At 66.1% G+C, this 14,520-nt stretch carries 17 protein-coding genes; all 17 read right to left on the bottom strand.

Translation table 11 applies throughout. The annotated features are described in order from the left end of the window. Positions 1 to 59 precede the first annotated feature (59 nt). The gene (locus RM2_RS11605) at positions 60 to 1,178 is read right to left on the bottom strand and encodes a hypothetical protein (RefSeq protein WP_139277743.1); all 1,119 of its coding nucleotides are present in this window, start codon (positions 1,176 to 1,178) and stop codon (positions 60 to 62) included. A 9-nt stretch (positions 1,179 to 1,187) separates the two neighbouring features. Continuing rightward, positions 1,188 to 1,526, bottom strand: a complete 339-nt coding sequence (locus RM2_RS11610) for a phage tail fiber protein (RefSeq protein WP_072689236.1) — start codon at positions 1,524 to 1,526, stop codon at positions 1,188 to 1,190. 72 nt (positions 1,527 to 1,598) lie between these two features. Next, a complete protein-coding gene (locus RM2_RS11615; RefSeq protein WP_072689238.1) occupies positions 1,599 to 1,910 on the bottom strand; it encodes an LtfC-like domain-containing protein in 312 nt (103 codons plus the stop codon). Further along, on the bottom strand, positions 1,907 to 2,272 hold the full coding sequence (locus RM2_RS11620) for a putative phage holin (RefSeq protein WP_072689241.1): 366 nt from the start codon (positions 2,270 to 2,272) through the stop codon (positions 1,907 to 1,909). The genes RM2_RS11615 and RM2_RS11620 overlap by 4 nt, the downstream gene beginning before the upstream one ends. After that, positions 2,269 to 2,457 (bottom strand): DUF7620 family protein, encoded by a 189-nt coding sequence (locus RM2_RS11625; protein WP_072689243.1) that lies wholly within the window; start codon positions 2,455 to 2,457, stop codon positions 2,269 to 2,271. The genes RM2_RS11620 and RM2_RS11625 overlap by 4 nt, the downstream gene beginning before the upstream one ends. Beyond that, positions 2,457 to 2,717 (bottom strand): hypothetical protein, encoded by a 261-nt coding sequence (locus tag RM2_RS11630; RefSeq protein ID WP_072689245.1) that lies wholly within the window; start codon positions 2,715 to 2,717, stop codon positions 2,457 to 2,459. The genes RM2_RS11625 and RM2_RS11630 overlap by 1 nt, the downstream gene beginning before the upstream one ends. A gap of 6 nt (positions 2,718 to 2,723) precedes the next feature. Then, positions 2,724 to 3,056 (bottom strand): hypothetical protein, encoded by a 333-nt coding sequence (locus RM2_RS24500; RefSeq protein ID WP_072689248.1) that lies wholly within the window; start codon positions 3,054 to 3,056, stop codon positions 2,724 to 2,726. A 15-nt stretch (positions 3,057 to 3,071) separates the two neighbouring features. Continuing rightward, on the bottom strand, positions 3,072 to 4,019 hold the full coding sequence (locus RM2_RS11640) for an N-acetylmuramoyl-L-alanine amidase (RefSeq protein WP_072689251.1): 948 nt from the start codon (positions 4,017 to 4,019) through the stop codon (positions 3,072 to 3,074). A gap of 64 nt (positions 4,020 to 4,083) precedes the next feature. Continuing rightward, the gene (locus RM2_RS11645; RefSeq protein ID WP_072689253.1) at positions 4,084 to 4,830 is read right to left on the bottom strand and encodes a hypothetical protein; all 747 of its coding nucleotides are present in this window, start codon (positions 4,828 to 4,830) and stop codon (positions 4,084 to 4,086) included. After that, positions 4,827 to 5,441: a translation initiation factor IF-2 N-terminal domain-containing protein gene (locus RM2_RS11650; RefSeq protein ID WP_072689256.1), complete on the bottom strand. Its 615-nt coding sequence runs from the start codon at positions 5,439 to 5,441 to the stop codon at positions 4,827 to 4,829. Before RM2_RS11650 ends, RM2_RS11645 begins: the two co-directional genes overlap by 4 nt. 20 nt (positions 5,442 to 5,461) lie before the next feature. Next, positions 5,462 to 7,171: a Gp37-like protein gene (locus tag RM2_RS11655; RefSeq protein WP_084721749.1), complete on the bottom strand. Its 1,710-nt coding sequence runs from the start codon at positions 7,169 to 7,171 to the stop codon at positions 5,462 to 5,464. 5 nt (positions 7,172 to 7,176) lie between these two features. Beyond that, positions 7,177 to 8,145 carry a hypothetical protein gene (locus RM2_RS11660; RefSeq protein ID WP_072689259.1) on the bottom strand — a complete coding sequence of 323 codons (969 nt, stop codon included), beginning with the start codon at positions 8,143 to 8,145 and terminating at the stop codon, positions 7,177 to 7,179. A 2-nt stretch (positions 8,146 to 8,147) separates the two neighbouring features. Continuing rightward, on the bottom strand, positions 8,148 to 12,431 hold the full coding sequence (locus RM2_RS11665; RefSeq protein WP_072689263.1) for a phage tail tape measure protein: 4,284 nt from the start codon (positions 12,429 to 12,431) through the stop codon (positions 8,148 to 8,150). Positions 12,432 to 12,522: 91 nt separating this feature from the next. Then, positions 12,523 to 12,876 (bottom strand): hypothetical protein, encoded by a 354-nt coding sequence (locus tag RM2_RS11670; protein WP_072689266.1) that lies wholly within the window; start codon positions 12,874 to 12,876, stop codon positions 12,523 to 12,525. A gap of 65 nt (positions 12,877 to 12,941) precedes the next feature. Next, positions 12,942 to 13,391: a hypothetical protein gene (locus RM2_RS11675; protein WP_072689268.1), complete on the bottom strand. Its 450-nt coding sequence runs from the start codon at positions 13,389 to 13,391 to the stop codon at positions 12,942 to 12,944. Between the two features lie 21 nt (positions 13,392 to 13,412). Then, entirely contained in the window at positions 13,413 to 13,964 is a 552-nt protein-coding gene (locus RM2_RS11680) for a hypothetical protein (protein ID WP_072689270.1), read from the bottom strand. 112 nt (positions 13,965 to 14,076) lie between these two features. Then, positions 14,077 to 14,517 carry a hypothetical protein gene (locus tag RM2_RS11685; protein ID WP_072689272.1) on the bottom strand — a complete coding sequence of 147 codons (441 nt, stop codon included), beginning with the start codon at positions 14,515 to 14,517 and terminating at the stop codon, positions 14,077 to 14,079. Positions 14,518 to 14,520: the final 3 nt, after the last annotated feature.

A 14,520-nucleotide genomic window follows, 5' to 3' on the forward strand; every position in this document is an offset into this window, starting at 1 on the left:
CCTGCAGAGACGCCGAAACGCCCCCACTCTCGCGAAGGGAGTGGGGGCGTTTCAGTCTGTTATGCGGGGGCGATCGTGATGTAGCTGGACTCGATGATCCTTGGCACGCCGGAGAGGTCGGCGTGCATCTCCCAGCTCACCGTGTCGCCCGCGTTGAGCGCGACGGTGGCAGTGAGCGTCAAGCCTAGGGGGAGCGTAAACGGGGCTGTACCGGTCGCCACGGCGATGTCGTTCACACATAACCACGCCTGCATCCCGATGATCGTCGCACGTTCGACGTATCCGGTGATCGTCGCCTCTCCGGCGCCGGCGACCACCAGCTTGTTGTCGAAGATCACGCTCCCGGCATAGCCGTCTTTGACCGCCCAGCCGGTGACTCGCGATCGGCCAACGGTTGGTTCGTAGACGCCGGACTTCTGCATACCCGCAGACGCAACTTCGGAGAGTTCCATGTCCGCCGTCGCCGACCCGGCCCCGGAAAACTCGGCATCGAGGGCGGGTGCCGTCTGCACCGAGAATTGACCGGCGCCGGTGAAGGTGGCCGGCAGGGTCTGTATTTCCACCATGTCGGCAGAGAGGGTGCCCGCGCTGGAGTACCCGGCTGCCATGTACTGCACCGGAACGATCTGCGCCACGACGTCACCGTTGCCGGAGAAGTTCGCCGCGACGGGGAAGGCGCCGCCCTCGACGCCCATGACTGCGTTCGTCGTGCCCTCGCTGCCGAAGCCGGCGTCGAGGTGGGCGGTCGCGGACAGCGCCACACTCGTCGTGCCTCCGCCGGTGAACGCCGCCTCGAGCGCGGGCACGAGCATGCTGGTCGCAGCGCCCTCGCTACTGAAGTCTGCTGTCAGAACGACGGCGAGTTCCATGGACGCCTCGCCGTTGCCGGTGAACGCCGCTGCCAATTCCTTGACGCCGCCGAATGCGTACATGCCCGCAGACGCCATGCCCTCACCCATGAACTCGGGCGCGGTGATGCCGATCGCCAGGACCGATATCGACAGCCGCCCGGTGCCGGTGAAGTGGGCGACGCCCTCGATGATCGGGATTGGCGGCGGCGGGAAGTCGACCACCACGGAGTCCACGGATGGAAAGTCGATCACCGCGGTATCGGCGTGCGGGAACTCGGCGACGCCCACATCTGGTGCGGGGAATACCTCCACGCCGCGTGTGCGCACCAGAGCCTCCTACGTTTGGGTGTACGTCGGGGTGACGCGCAGCTTCCCGGGCGCGCCGAGGGTCGTCGCGACGACGGCCACGGTGTCGATGAATGTGCCGCCGTTCTCGGCGGTCCACAGGCCCGCGGCGGTGTACGTGCCTGCCTCGGCGTCGATCTCGACCTCCGAGCCGGTGATGGTGCCACCCGATGCGGTACCCCAGGTGGTTTGCTTTCGGCTGTAGGCGCCGCCACTGGCTTCGTTCGCGCCGTTGGTGCCGGGTGCGCCGGTGTGGGCGCTGATCCAGCCGCCGAGTGCGCCGTAGGTTTCGGCGAGGGCGTTCTTGGTTGCAGCTACTGCAATGGACATGTCAGGCTCCTGTCGCAAAAGGGGAGGGCCCGCACCGGGTTCGATGCGGGGTGCGTGGAATTCGCCGACTGATCAGACTCCGCGACGACGCGCGAGGCCCTCGTACCAGTTGAAGTTGGTGTGGTCGACTCCGCCGCCGTCGGGGTACCGGACCCGAATGGTGTACTTCGTGCCGCTCGGAATCAGGTCGGCGTCCTGGGCTTCGACCTTCCAGGACACGGTGTCGCCGATGATCACACCGTCCCAGTGGGTTCCGTTGGGCCACTCGACCCAGATCTCGGTGCCCGCGTTGAGGGTGCCGGACTTGTTGGTGCGTTCGAAGATCCAGTCCTGCCCGTATGAGAGGAATATGTCGTCGATCTTCGGTTGCCATCCCAGGCTCATCGCTCCTCCTTCAACTCGGCGCGCTCTCGTCCCTGGATCTTCCATAGCACCAGGATGCGATACAGGATCGTGAGCACGAGGTATAGGACCACGGCGTCCCGAATGTCGGTGCAGAATCGGTAGTTGCCCAGCCACCACACGGATACGATTTGCGTGCCCAGCAGTGCCAGCCCCAGGGATGTGGACATCAGCGCCTTGCCTGCCTGTGTGATCCGCCAGTTCGAGCGTGTGGCGTACAGGAGTGTGAAAGTCCAGGAAAGGACGGCCAGTGCCGTGACGAGGATTCCGTACTGGGCCACTGGGTCGTAGATCCCGATGACCAGCAGCCCCAGTAGGACGGTGAGGATCATTCCGGCTCTCATGCCTGTCTCCCTCTTCGTGCGAGGATCGCCGCCTCGGCGGACTCACCGAAGCCGTTCACCGCAAGCATTTTTCGATGCTTGCGCCCCAACTCGGCGATCTCCACGTCGCGATCCCGGGCGCGTTCGAGTGCGCGGCGCGCCTCATCGAGTCCCTGGTTGTCGCGTTTCCACTTCCGCCAGCGCATCAGTCATCGCCCCTCTCGGCGAGACGCTTGATCTCTTCGCCGATATGGAGCGCCGTCTTGGACTGTTCGAGGAGTTCGGAAATTTGCTCGGACTGTTTGGTGGCCGTGTCTCGCCAGTCGTCACGTTCCTTGTCCGCCCTCGTCATGACCGACTTGTGCAGCCACCGTGGGACGAGGGCGCCGGCGAGGATCAGTACGACGACGAGCCCGAGGAGGATCGTGGGACTGGACAGGTGCTCGGGCTGGAAACCCGGGGGCACCGCCCCCTACTCCCCGACCCGGTGGGGTGTGCCGAGGTTCGTCACCGCGGCCCGCGCCCGATCGAGGACGGCCTGCACCTGCGGGGAGGCGCCGGCGCGCTGCACCCGGTCGGCGACGTCGACGACCGCCTCGGCGACCCTCGCGGCGGGGGTGACCTTCGCTCGTGCGGCCTCGGCGGCGGTGATACCGAGGATGCCGGTGGCGGCCGCGGTGATCAGGTCGGCGATCTGCGCGTCGATGACCCCGCGTGCCAGCAGGACACCGACAAGGACGACGAGGATTGGATAGACGTAGAGCCGGACCGGCTCGGATTCACGGAGTGTGGTGAGGATGCTCATGATTTTTCTTCCTTGTCAGTGGAGGTCCGGGACGAGGGTGTCCGGTCCGTCTGTGGGCTGAAGTCCGACGGTGCCGTCCGGGTACCAGACGATGCGGCCGTGCTCGAAGTCCTGGATACGGCCGATGCCGTCCTCGGCGGGGTATTCGTTAGAGGTCGGCCAGCCGAAGGTTCCGTTCTCGAAACCGGCGCGGTTCCAGCGTTCCCGGATCTGCCCCCAGATCGCATGCCCGGGCTGACCGTGGCGGCGATAGAGTGCGCCGCGTTCGAAGCCCTGCACCTCACCCCACGGCTGTCCGTCCGGGGTGGTAAGAACGGTGTGGTCTGCTACTGGGCGTCCGAGCGGCCCGTCCTCGCCGCCGAGTTCGCGGTATGCCTCGAGTAGGTTCGCGGAGACCGTGATCACCTCGGGCGCTGGGGCGGGCACCGGGGCAGTCTCCCCGAGAACGTGCTTGGTGATCGCCGCACGGTAGATATCCCAGGGGAAGTTCGGCCCGCAGTCGGTGTGGTTGCCGATACCGAGACCCTTGGTGACGCCCATGTGGTCGGTCCCGCCGGAGTACCCCAGCCCGAGCTCGTCCCAGCCGATCGTGCGGGCGTCGAAGCCGTACTTCTTCGCGTCCTGCACAAACAGCTTGGCCGCGTAGTCGATCGCCTTGCCGTAGCTCTCGATCCAGACCTGCCGCGACTGACTCGCACGGCTGCCCGCGAAGCACAAGTTGATCGAGTAACCGTTCGCGTCGAGCACCGACCACGACGCCCGATCCGTGTCGACGACGTCGATGCAGGTGTGATCGTCGATCGAGTAGTGGTACGACACACCAGACGAGGCCCGCTGTAGGTAGCCCGCGAGGCTCTGCGCGGTGCCGCCCCCTTCCTGGGTGTGTAGCACGAAAAGCCGTACACGAGAACCGTGTCGGCTGCTGTGGTTCGGGGAGATGCCGAGCTGGTTGATTTCCTGCACGCGAGAAGCTCCTAACGCGGGGGCGGTCCAGCGACCGCGGAGAATAAGACGTACGGGGGAGGAACTAATTTGGGGCGTTGTCGCTGTCGTCCACTTCGGACGGTGCCTGATCGGTCACCTGGGTGTCCCATTTGTTGATGGAAAACATGGAGTACAGGGTTCCGCCCATGTATCGACGCCACCGTGACGAACGACCGATGGCGAACACCCGATAATCCGGGTCCGGGACCACAAACGAATGCGGCCCGCCGATGGTGCCCTTCTGGTTGGTGCCGAAACCGGGGGCGGTGGACCCCAACTCCAGCACGAATCGTTTGGTCTCATACTCGGATCCGTCTGGGCATTCCACCCGAATGTCCAGTTCGCAATCGTTGCTCCCCGTGAAAGGGGTGCCGTCCACCAGGGTGAATACGTCCACCCGCCAACACCCTTCGGACAACATTTTGAATCCGGAACCGGACCCCGTTGTGACCTGTTCCACGCCTTTCATCGGGCCGATCGTCAAGGAAAATGGCAACGGGACCGATGAATTCACAAGCCACTGGTTTTTCCCCATAACGGCGTTGCCATAGGCCACAACCCCTTCCAGCAGGTCTGTGCGCCCACCCAACCCGTTCACGTCGGTCCACAGGCTGACTATCTCCGTATTCGCATCACTCCACTTTTGCTTGTCCAGATCCTGCGCGTTCTGGAAGCCGCTCAGCGGATTACGTAGTTTCGCGCGAACGTCTTCCTTGGTCATCGCCTGCCATGCCGCGAATCCTTCGGGGGCCAGTGCATCGTCGGGGGATTCCTCGCTGGGTGTGGTCACGACACACCGCCTGCGCCGCGTCGTGCGAGTGCTGCCTTGATGCGGAGCTGGTCGCGGATTGCCGCACAACGGTTCCCGGGGATCGATGACTGTGCCGACTTGGCGGGCACCCCGATTTCGTGGCAGATGTCGAGGACCTCACTGCTGGTGTGGCCGAGCTTCTTCGCGAGGAAGTGCACACGTATCTTCTCGGGCCACTTCGGGGGTTCCGTCACGCTCGCCGGTGCCGGTTCCTGGGGTGGTGTGGACTCGGCATCGAGTTCGAGTGCCTGGCGCCGCACCTCGTCCTGCATCACCTTCGACAGGGAAGTGAGGTCGATCCCGGCCGCCTCGTTCGGGTCCGGCGGATGATCCTTCCACTCTCCGGCCGCGAACATCGGGGACAGGTCACCGGCCGCCGGAGGGTGATACCACGTCGATCGCACCTCGAGATTCGGTGGTCCGCCGTAGTCGTACAGGCGTTTCGACAGAAGCTTGAGGTATTTGACCGGATACGGCATCGGCGCACCGTTGATGCCGGGGATGGCCATCAAAGCTGGGAGCCACGCCTCCTCGGGGATGGTGATGTCGCAGTTCTCAGCGGTGGGGAATTCCCCCTCGCGTAATGCCATGCGGGTTCTCCTTTGCGGGATCAGAACACACCCAGGGTGTGGATGGCGGAGAGCACGCCCTCGAGCTTTTCCATGGCGCGCTGGGCGGGTTCTTTCAGTGCGGAGTTGTCGCCGATCACCGGCATCCACTCGGCCGGGTTGTCGCGGTCCCAGGCGAGTGTCAGTGATCGCACCCGATCAACGTGCACGCCTCCGGTCCAGTCACCGGGCGCCTGGGCGCTGATGCGGTCGTCGAGGAAGAAGTGGCCGCGGCCCTGGTCGCCGACGGACCACGGACTGCCGTCGGCGATCGAGAGTTCGTGCGCGACCCGGGGGCGTGTGGCCCAGAAACCGGCCCGCAACGCCATCAACGAGCTGAGCGTATACGCCTGATTCGCGCCGTCGTGGAAGGATTCGAAGTATCGGATCCACCCCGATTCTTGGGCCCGCTTCGTGCTCTTCACGGACATCCAGGCGCCGACGGTGTCCATGAACATCGGCGAGATGAGGGCGTCCGCGACCCCGCCGAGCGGGGGCACGCCGGGGACCATGGCCGACAGGTCACCAATCATGTTGATCGTGGCGCGGATCCCCTCATTCACGCCGGGCATCGAGCTGCCACCACAGCCCACCTGGATGCCCTTGCCTTGAATGCGGGTGAATCTCGAGGTCTGCACCCCGGTCTCTTCGCCCTCGAGGAAGGAGACGTAGGGGGCGAGCTTGTCGGTGCTCTTCTTCCCAGGCACCGAGTAGTCCGCCGGCATCACGGTGTCGTCGATCGGCGACTCGACGGTGTCGATGTACTCGTCACCGTCGTCGGGGCCGCCGTCGGTGAAGTTCGCGACCGTCCGGGCCAGGCCGTCCCACAGGTTGCCGCCGTTCGCGGTGCCCGTGTAGTAGCCGGACTTGTCGACGATGTCGATGACCAGGCAGCCGTTGCGCAAATTCGCGCCCTCCCACGGAGGTTCGTCTCCGTCGAGGTAGCGTCGGCACACCACCGACAGTTCCGCATCCTCGAGGATGGGCTTGGCGACGTCGTGCCAGTTCTGCCACCGGGAGGCGACCAAACACCACAGGATCCCGTCCTCGAGATCGGACATGAAACTGTGCGGGGTGACCGCGACAGACCAGTTTGACATGTCCAGACCGGAGGTCCACGACGCCGGGTCGAGGGGATCGTCGGGAAGTGACCACAGGTAGGTTTGCTCCCGCATGACCTGCAGGAACAGGGTCAGAAGGAGAGCCCACCGGGCGCCGCCGGCCAGCATGAAGATGCGCGGAAACTGCAGAAAATCGGGAAGAAACGGGTTGGACCAGATCGTGTACCACTTGAGGAACTCGTAGTCGTGGAGGAACCGCACCACCAGCACCACGGTGCCGTCGTCGCGCTTTTCGACCGTGACGTCCTCCATCAGCCCGGACCAGCGGGCCCCGTCTTTGTCGACGGTGACCAGGACGTTGCGTTTCTCACCGCGCGTCATGCGGCCCTGCTCGTCCCAGATCCACCGTGCGGTGTAGTGGTCGAACGGGATCTCGAGCAAACCCGAACCGGCGTCGTTGCTGACCCACTCGAATCGGCCCAGGTATTCGGCGGCGACCTCGCCCTGCCAGTTCCCCTCGCCGTCCCACAGGCGAGTCAGCGGTGGCTCGAGGCGGCGCAGGGCTTCGCGCTTCTCCTGCTCGCGCGTCGCCTGCCAGATGGCCTCGCAACGTTCGAGGAGGGTGTCACCCTCGAGGACAGGTGCAGTCATGCGTTTTACTCCAATCCCCATGGCCGCGACCACAGTCGCGGTTGACGAAGCACGACGCCGGCACCCGGCGCTGCGTTGGTGACATAGACGGGCACCTCGGTGGGCGGGGTGTACGGCGGCACCTTGTAGAGCAGCCGTTTGCCGTTGGTGCGGCCGACGATGTTGGTGTCGGTGAACGCACGGATCGGCAGCTTCATCCGGTCCACTTCGACGGTGGCGCCGCCGCCGTCCGCCTCCACGAGCGTGGGCACGGTGTAGATGCGTTCCGAATCGTCGCGGCCGGTGGTGAAGTCCACCCCCGGAACCCGTGCGTACTCCGGGCCGGTCCAGGAGTAATCGGGCAAACCGAAGACCGCGCCCGCGGGTCCGTTGACCACCCAGGTGTGCGTCATCGGCTGATCGGTGGGATTCGAGATCCACACCGTGCCGCCGCCCGATGTGCCCGATTTCAGCTCCCAATGCGACGGGAACTGCTCGTTGCCGAGAAAGTCGTCCTCGAACCACATCGGCTCGAGGGCGACCGTGGACATCGGGGTGAGCCCGTTACCCTCGGCGATCGGGTCGAACTCCGGCTGGAACCCGATGGATTCCCCGAGGATCAGCCGCAGACTCCGCGGCCCCGACAGCTCCGTGGCGATCCGCATCTGCGCCAGCTCTGCGGCCGGATTCCACGGGTCGCGTTTGTAGCTGAACGCCTTACGGATCGCCGAGTCCCGAACCTCCCACGGGCTGGTCTTCTCCCCGATGACGTGCAACCCGAATTGCACAGTGCGCACCGGGTGTTTGGTGCCCTGCAGGGTTCCGCCGATCTGGAAGGCACCCTCCTTGATGATGACCCTCGTCGGCGCGTCGTAGAAGCCCTGCATGTCGGTGCCGAGCAGGACACCCTCCTCGCCCTGCCCGTCACCGGAGATGCAGAAATAGCTGCCGTCGGCCCCGAAAATTTCGACCTTCGCGCCGTTGCTGTCCGCCACTGTCAGAACCTCGATCCCGCACCAAGTGCATTCAGGTTGTGGATCTGCCGGATCCGCCGCTCGTTCTCTTCGACGTCACGGGTGGTGATGTTGTAGGTGGAGTTTGGGCGTGAGGCGAGCTTGCGAACCTCATCAGCGAGCCGGTCGAAGGCGGCGTCAGAGACCCCACCGGATCCTGAACCATCGCAGCCGGCCATCACCTGCCGGTAGTCCGCCGCCTGAGATGCCGCCAGCACCTCGTCAGCCCCCAGGCCCCCCATTGCCAGCTCCGCGCCCGAGAACGCTGACCTACTCGGCTGCGCCTTCTGCTGCTGCTCCTGCATGTACTGGGCTACACCGATACCGCCGGTGATGGCGGCCCCGACCGCACCTAGCCCCGAGTCCAGGCCGATGCCACCGAGGGTGTCATCGAGGTAGCCGGTGACGAACGACTTCGCCACATTGCCCACCAGGTCCACCGGATCGGCCGCGGTGAACCCCGAGGACGAAGCTTTTTCATTCGGATCCTCGTTCAGGTCGCTGCCAGCGATTCGTAGCGCATCGTCGGCCTCGTCTCGGTCGAGCTGGGTCGCTTCCGAATCCGCGTACACCTCGTTGCGCCGGTCGTTCGCCCGCGCCGCCGCACGTTCGAGCGCACGCCGGTCCAGCTCCTCGTCGGTGAAGGTGGTGGTCAAACCCGGTGCCTGCGGTGCCGGACCCACCCGGCCACCCTCGGCGTACCCGGGGAGCTTCGGGAACGTGCCCGCGTTGATCGCCGCCAGCTCCCCGTCGTACTCCTCCGAGGAGCGGTGGTTGATGATCCACTCCCCGGCATCGACCCGGGTGATGGGCATCCCACTGGCGGCGACACCCAGGATGCCGTCGGTGACAGCGGTGCCCGGCCCGGTGGTCGGCAACCTGCCACCCGCGGCGTTGCCGGATGGTACATGCGCCCTGCCCCGCGGTTTGTCAGGATCGGAGTCGTTGTTGGATCCGTTGTCACCGGAGCCGGATCCGTTGTCACCGGAGCCGGATCCGTTGTCCTGCAGTATCGGTGCGATCGGCCCCTGCTGCCCGGAGGCGTTGAAGGCGTCCTGCGCCGCAGCGGTACGCACCACGTCGATCGTGATGGTCGATTTCCGGTTCCGGGCCGCCTTGTCGAGTTCCGTGTTGAACACGGCGGCGTCGGTCAGGGCCTGCGCGATGATCAGTTGCACCTCGTTGCTGGCGTCCGCGTCGGTGATCTCCTGCAGCCGTTGGAGGCTGACCTCCGTGCCTTCCTCCAGGTCGTCGATCAACAGGCGCGCCTCGGTGCTGACGGTGGTGGTGTCGATGCCCTTGAGTGCGTCGAGGGACTCCTGATTGGTCACCTGAAACTTGGTGTTGTCCGCAGTGATCTCCGGGGTGGCACCCTGCATGTCCAGTTCGACAATCCGGTTCAGGACGTTGTCGAGGCCCGCCATCGCCATCGCGTTGTTGGCGACGACCTCCACGTTGGCGTTGGGCAGGTCCTCGACCGCGAAGCCGAGGGAGGTCAGGGTGTCCCTGGCCTGTTGGTCGACGGCATCGACCTCGATCCTCTTTGTGCCGGGTGTCTTGTCGAAGGCGTCCTTGACTGTCAGCAGATCCTTGGCGGCCTCGTCGCCGCCCTTGATGTCGACGTGCAGCTGGATGGTCTCGCGGTCCAGGCCCAGTCCGGTGGCCCACGACCGGACGGTGTCCTGGTTGACCCCGTACTGGTTAGCCTTGGCCTTGTAGGCTTCCTCGTTCCTGCGGAATATCTCATCGATGTCACCCCCGGCCAGGGCGACGTCGACCGCGGCTTGACGCAGACCGAGGATCTCATCCTGCGCGGTGCGGGCGTTCTCCTGATCGAGGTTCAGCCTGCCGTCCTCGTGGGTGATCGCAGTCGGCCCCTCGGACCCGTACCCCAGGTTCCGGTCGACCAGGTCCTCCGGGTTCTCCGGGTCGGGAGGTTCGGGAGGTTCGGTCAGCTCGTCGATTTTCGCCTCGTAGTTCGAGACCGCCTCGGCGAGCGGCACCTGCCGCCCGGCCAGGGTGTCGAGCACCGTCAGCAGGGCACGGGACTTCGACTCCGCGTCGGATGAGGAGTCGGCGAGGGCATCGATGGACTCTGCGATTTCGTACACGCCGGGGGTCAGCGTCTTTGCCGACTCCTGGACCTTCAGGAACTTTTTGCGCTGCTCGATAGCCCAGTCCGCCGCATCGTCGCCGCCCTCGGGTGCCTCCCTGAGGGTGTCGAGGAACTTGCGGAACGCGACATCCGAGCCGGCAATGGCGCTGGCCAGCACCTCGGAATCGACCTTGAGGTACTCGAACGCCTCCGAGGTGCGTTCAGCCTCAGCGCCCATGTCAACTGCGTTTTGGACGTCCTTCTCGTTCCACCAGAAGGTGAACTGCTGATCCAACCACGAGGGGGCGTTCTCCGCGGTCGACTCCAGGCCGCGCAGGGCCTCGTCGATGGCGGCAATCTCGGCAGTCATCACCGTGTCGTTGATGTCACCCTCGGATTCCTGGAACGCCTTGCCGACCTCGCGTTGCGCGGCGGCGAATTTGAGAGCCGATTCGCGGGCGGCGTCCTCGGCGTCGGCGACGGCGCTGGTGGCACCGACGATGCCGTACACGGCAACCGCCGCGGCGACGATCCCGAGGATCCACGGGCCACCCAGGGCGTTCATGACACCACCGGCCGCGGTCTTCATCCCGGACAACCCGGCGGCGGCAGCGCCACCGGCGACGGCCCCCATGTTTGCGGCGTAACTGGTGGCGTTCCGCAAGGGGGCGACGAGCGCACCGGAACTGGAGGCGAGGCGCCGCTGGCTGGAGGCGAAGGCGTTCATCGGCCCTGCGGCGGTGCGGTACGCCCCGGCCATCCGGCCGATGGCCGGGGATCGTGTCTCGAGCACGGCCATCGAGGCACCGAGCCGACCGATGGACTGCCCGGACGCGGCGGCCAGGGCCGTCTGGGTGGCCATCTGCTGGCTGAAGCGTGCGAAGGCGCCGCCGGTGGTGGCGATCGATGTGTTGAGCGCGGTACTGACCCCGGTGATCTTCAGTGCGATCAGGGCGGCGGTGGCCGCTTGCACGGGTCCGGGCAGTTCCTGGAAGACGTCGACGGCGTCACCCATGAAGCCGATCACCGGTTGGGCCGCCGACCCGACGGCGGTGAGCCCGCCGATGATGTTGTCGGAGGCACCGGAGATCGCCGAAGCTGTGGCACCGGCGAATGTTTCGAGGGGGCCGTCGATCAGCTGGTAGATCGACAGGGCCAGGGTTTCCGCCGAGTTGGAGACGGACTCCATCGCACCGGGCAGGCCCTGCGACTTCGCGGCGGCCACCTCGGCTGCGGTGCCCTGCTTGCCGATCGAGGCCTCCATGGCGTCGAATCCGGCGGCGCCTTGGGCTGCGGCGACACCGGCCATGCGTGCGGCGTCGGAGCCGAACAGGTTGGCGCTGGCCGTGTTGTACACCTCGGGGGTCAGGTTCTGCGACGCCGTCTGCAGCTGCCCGAACAACGATTCCAGGCCGACGAAGTTGCCCTCGGTGTCGTACATCGTGAGCCCGAGCGTGTCGATGGCGTTCTGGGCGGACTTGCTCTCTTTGGTCGTCGCGAGCAGGGCCGTCTTGAGTAGGGTGCCCGCGTCGGAGCCGGTGATACCGGCGTTCGCGAACAGCGCCAGGGAGGAGGTGGTTTCTTCCAGACTCAGACCGAACTGGTTCGCGACGGTGCCCGCCTGCGCCAGACCGTTGGCGATGTCCGGGATGGCGGCCGAGGAGGAGTTGGCGGCGTTCGCCAGGACGTCCGAGGCCCGCGCCGCATCCTCGGCGCCGAGACCGAAGGACTGCAGTGCCGATGCCTGAACCATCGCGGCATCGGCGGCTCCCATGCCGGCGGCCGTGGCCAGCTGCAGGGTGCCCTTCGCGGCGGACATCGCCTCTTCGACGGAGAACCCGGCCTTGACCAGGGTGGTCATCGCATCGGCGGCGGTATTCGCTGAGACCCCGGGCAGTTCCAGGTCGTTGCCGAGTTCCTTGGCGTATTCGCCGACCTTCGCCAGTTCCTCGGCGCTCGCCTGGCTGACGGCCTGCAGGTTGTTGAGGGAGTTGGTGAAGTCGTTGCCGATGTCGATGACGGCCTTCGCGCCGGCGGCGGCACCGAATGCGAGGCCGAAGGCGGAGCCGAGCTTCGCGGCCTTGCCTACGACACCCCGGAGTCCACCCTCCATCGTCGACGAGAAGCGGCGAGTATCGGGGCGGACCTCGATGTCTATCCGGCCACCGGCCATCAGGGCCTCCAAAGGTGTTGTGTGCCGCGCAGGGCGGCGAAAATGTGTGGCCGGAAGCCGGGGGGTCGCCCCGGCCTCCGGCAGGCAGCGGTCAGCTGCGGCCGAGGAGCTCGAACACCTTCAGTGCGGGACTCAGCCCGTCCAGCGGCGCCGGCGGCGTCGCGTGTTCGGCGACGTCGGCGAGATACTTCTCGACCATCCGGGAGTGCACCAGCGGTGAACGGAGCGCGACCGGGGCGAGTAGAGGGCGGGGTGGGGGTTTGATCCCGGATGCCTTCCGGCGTGTGCGTTCGGCCTTGATCTGCGGGTCGTCCGGATCTGCGGTCCACTGCCGGTACTCCGAGTTCAGCCAGTAGTCGTCACGGTCGACGAGCATGGCCAGGTTCTCCGAGTCCCGTGTGGCGCGGGCGTCCTCGTCGAGGACACCCTCGATCAGCTGGGCCACGTCACGCCACGGGAGTTCCCGCAGCGCGGCGCGCAGGTCCAGCTGATAGTCCCGGCGGAAACCGGTTAGGACTGCGCCCCAGCCATCCCGCCGTAGGAGGCAGGCAAGGGCGCGACAATTTCCCCCTCGGCGAGGCCACTCGTCTCGAAGACTTTGTTGAGCATCGCCGAGCAGTGGGTGACCGTGAGCTCGGTGAAGGCCCGCAACAGCTCCGGAGCCACATCGCCGACGATGATCTCGAGAGCTGAGTCGAACCGGGTTGCGGCGACGTGCGCCATGAAGCGGACCGCCTCCTCGCCGGTGAACGTGCGCCGGATGTCGATGTCGATCCCCCGGAAGGTCGCCTGGATCGACTCGAGGTTCTCGGTGTCGAGTGCCGAGAGCAGGTCGAACCGGTCGGACTCGACCTCGGGGGACGGATCCCCCGCAGGCGCAGCCGGGGCGGGCTGCGCCGTGCGGGGGGCGGATTTACGTGGGGCGGCCTTCTTCGCCGCCGTCTTACGGGTGCCTGGCATGATGTGCTCTCCTACTCGTCGTTACGCTACGGGGTTCCAGCTGGTCAGGGTGATGACCGGTTCGAGGGCGAGGAGTTCGAACTCGAAGCCGTCGAGGGTTTCACCGCCGAACATGCGCGGCGGCGGGGTCGCCAACGTGACGCGGGGGCAGTAGAACCCAGCCGTCTTGTCGTCGTCGCGGACCAGGCAGATCAGGGCGAACTCTTCGTCGTCGCCGGGCTCCCAGGCGTATACGTCGGTGGCGCCGATCTGGGTGATGGAGCCGCCCTGCAGGGCGGTGAGCACGGTGGCCTGCGAGTAGTCGACGGCGCGCAGCTTGAAGCGGTCCTCCTGCGGACCCTTGACCACCTTGTACGGGGCGGTGCGGCGGTTCCACACCGGCAGGGTTTTGAGGTCCCGTTTGGGGGTCACTTCGAATCCGGCTTCGATGCCGCCGTACGCATCCCAGGTGAGGGCGTCGGTCATCACCACGTTCGCGAACGGGTCCTCGGGCTGGGCGGCTCCGGCGGGTGCCCGGTAGACGTCGCCGTCGAGCCAGACGTAGGCCTTGCTGGGATCTGCGTAGGTACTCACGTTGTTACCTCCTGGAGTCGCTCACATGGGGGTGAGCGGTGGAAGCCTCACCCCCGACGTGCCAGGCAGGCATCGGGGGTGAGGCGAATGGGGGCCGCGGAAGTGCGGCAGTTCAGTGCGACTCGCGCATCTTCAACTCGACCGTGACGAATGCCCGGTAGAGCGGGTTGTCGACGCCGCGTTTGACGTCGACGTCGTTGATGGGCCCGGTCTTCCACCCGCCTGTCCAGGTGGCGCCACGGAACGAGACGTTCCGGGCCCGGCCGAGTAGCTGTCCGGCCGTCGCGGCGATGTTCCACGCCACTTCGTCGGGATCGGTGTCGCCGCCGAGGATCTCCCACTTGGGCACCCACACGTTCAGTGCGAGCAGCGGCCGGCGAAGCATCGGATCCACCCCGACGTTGCCGATGGAGCGGATCGTCATCGCCGGGCCGGTGATCGGGTCCGGCAGTTCGCGGGTGGTTACCGACTCGGCGGGGATCAGTGCGGTGAACTCCGGCGTGGAGAGCAGGAATTCGCGGACGGCACCGGGGGCGAAGGGAATTGCGCCCATCAC

Source organism: Rhodococcus marinonascens NBRC 14363 (genome assembly GCF_001894885.1).
GTDB lineage: Bacteria > Actinomycetota > Actinomycetes > Mycobacteriales > Mycobacteriaceae > Rhodococcus_F > Rhodococcus_F marinonascens.

What these genes read in the sequence shown, in the direction of transcription:
- RM2_RS11610 (WP_072689236.1), bottom strand. Translation starts at nt 1,526, where the DNA reads ATGTCCATTGCAGTAGCTGCAACCAAGAACGCCCTCGCCGAAACCTAC.
- RM2_RS11615 (WP_072689238.1), bottom strand. Translation starts at nt 1,910, where the DNA reads ATGAGCCTGGGATGGCAACCGAAGATCGACGACATATTCCTCTCATAC.
- RM2_RS11620 (WP_072689241.1), bottom strand. Translation starts at nt 2,272, where the DNA reads ATGAGAGCCGGAATGATCCTCACCGTCCTACTGGGGCTGCTGGTCATC.
- RM2_RS11625 (WP_072689243.1), bottom strand. Translation starts at nt 2,457, where the DNA reads ATGCGCTGGCGGAAGTGGAAACGCGACAACCAGGGACTCGATGAGGCG.
- RM2_RS24500 (WP_072689248.1), bottom strand. Translation starts at nt 3,056, where the DNA reads ATGAGCATCCTCACCACACTCCGTGAATCCGAGCCGGTCCGGCTCTAC.
- RM2_RS11650 (WP_072689256.1), bottom strand. Translation starts at nt 5,441, where the DNA reads ATGGCATTACGCGAGGGGGAATTCCCCACCGCTGAGAACTGCGACATC.
- RM2_RS11655 (WP_084721749.1), bottom strand. Translation starts at nt 7,171, where the DNA reads ATGACTGCACCTGTCCTCGAGGGTGACACCCTCCTCGAACGTTGCGAG.
- RM2_RS11665 (WP_072689263.1), bottom strand. Translation starts at nt 12,431, where the DNA reads ATGGCCGGTGGCCGGATAGACATCGAGGTCCGCCCCGATACTCGCCGC.
- RM2_RS11675 (WP_072689268.1), bottom strand. Translation starts at nt 13,391, where the DNA reads ATGCCAGGCACCCGTAAGACGGCGGCGAAGAAGGCCGCCCCACGTAAA.
- RM2_RS11685 (WP_072689272.1), bottom strand. Translation starts at nt 14,517, where the DNA reads ATGGGCGCAATTCCCTTCGCCCCCGGTGCCGTCCGCGAATTCCTGCTC.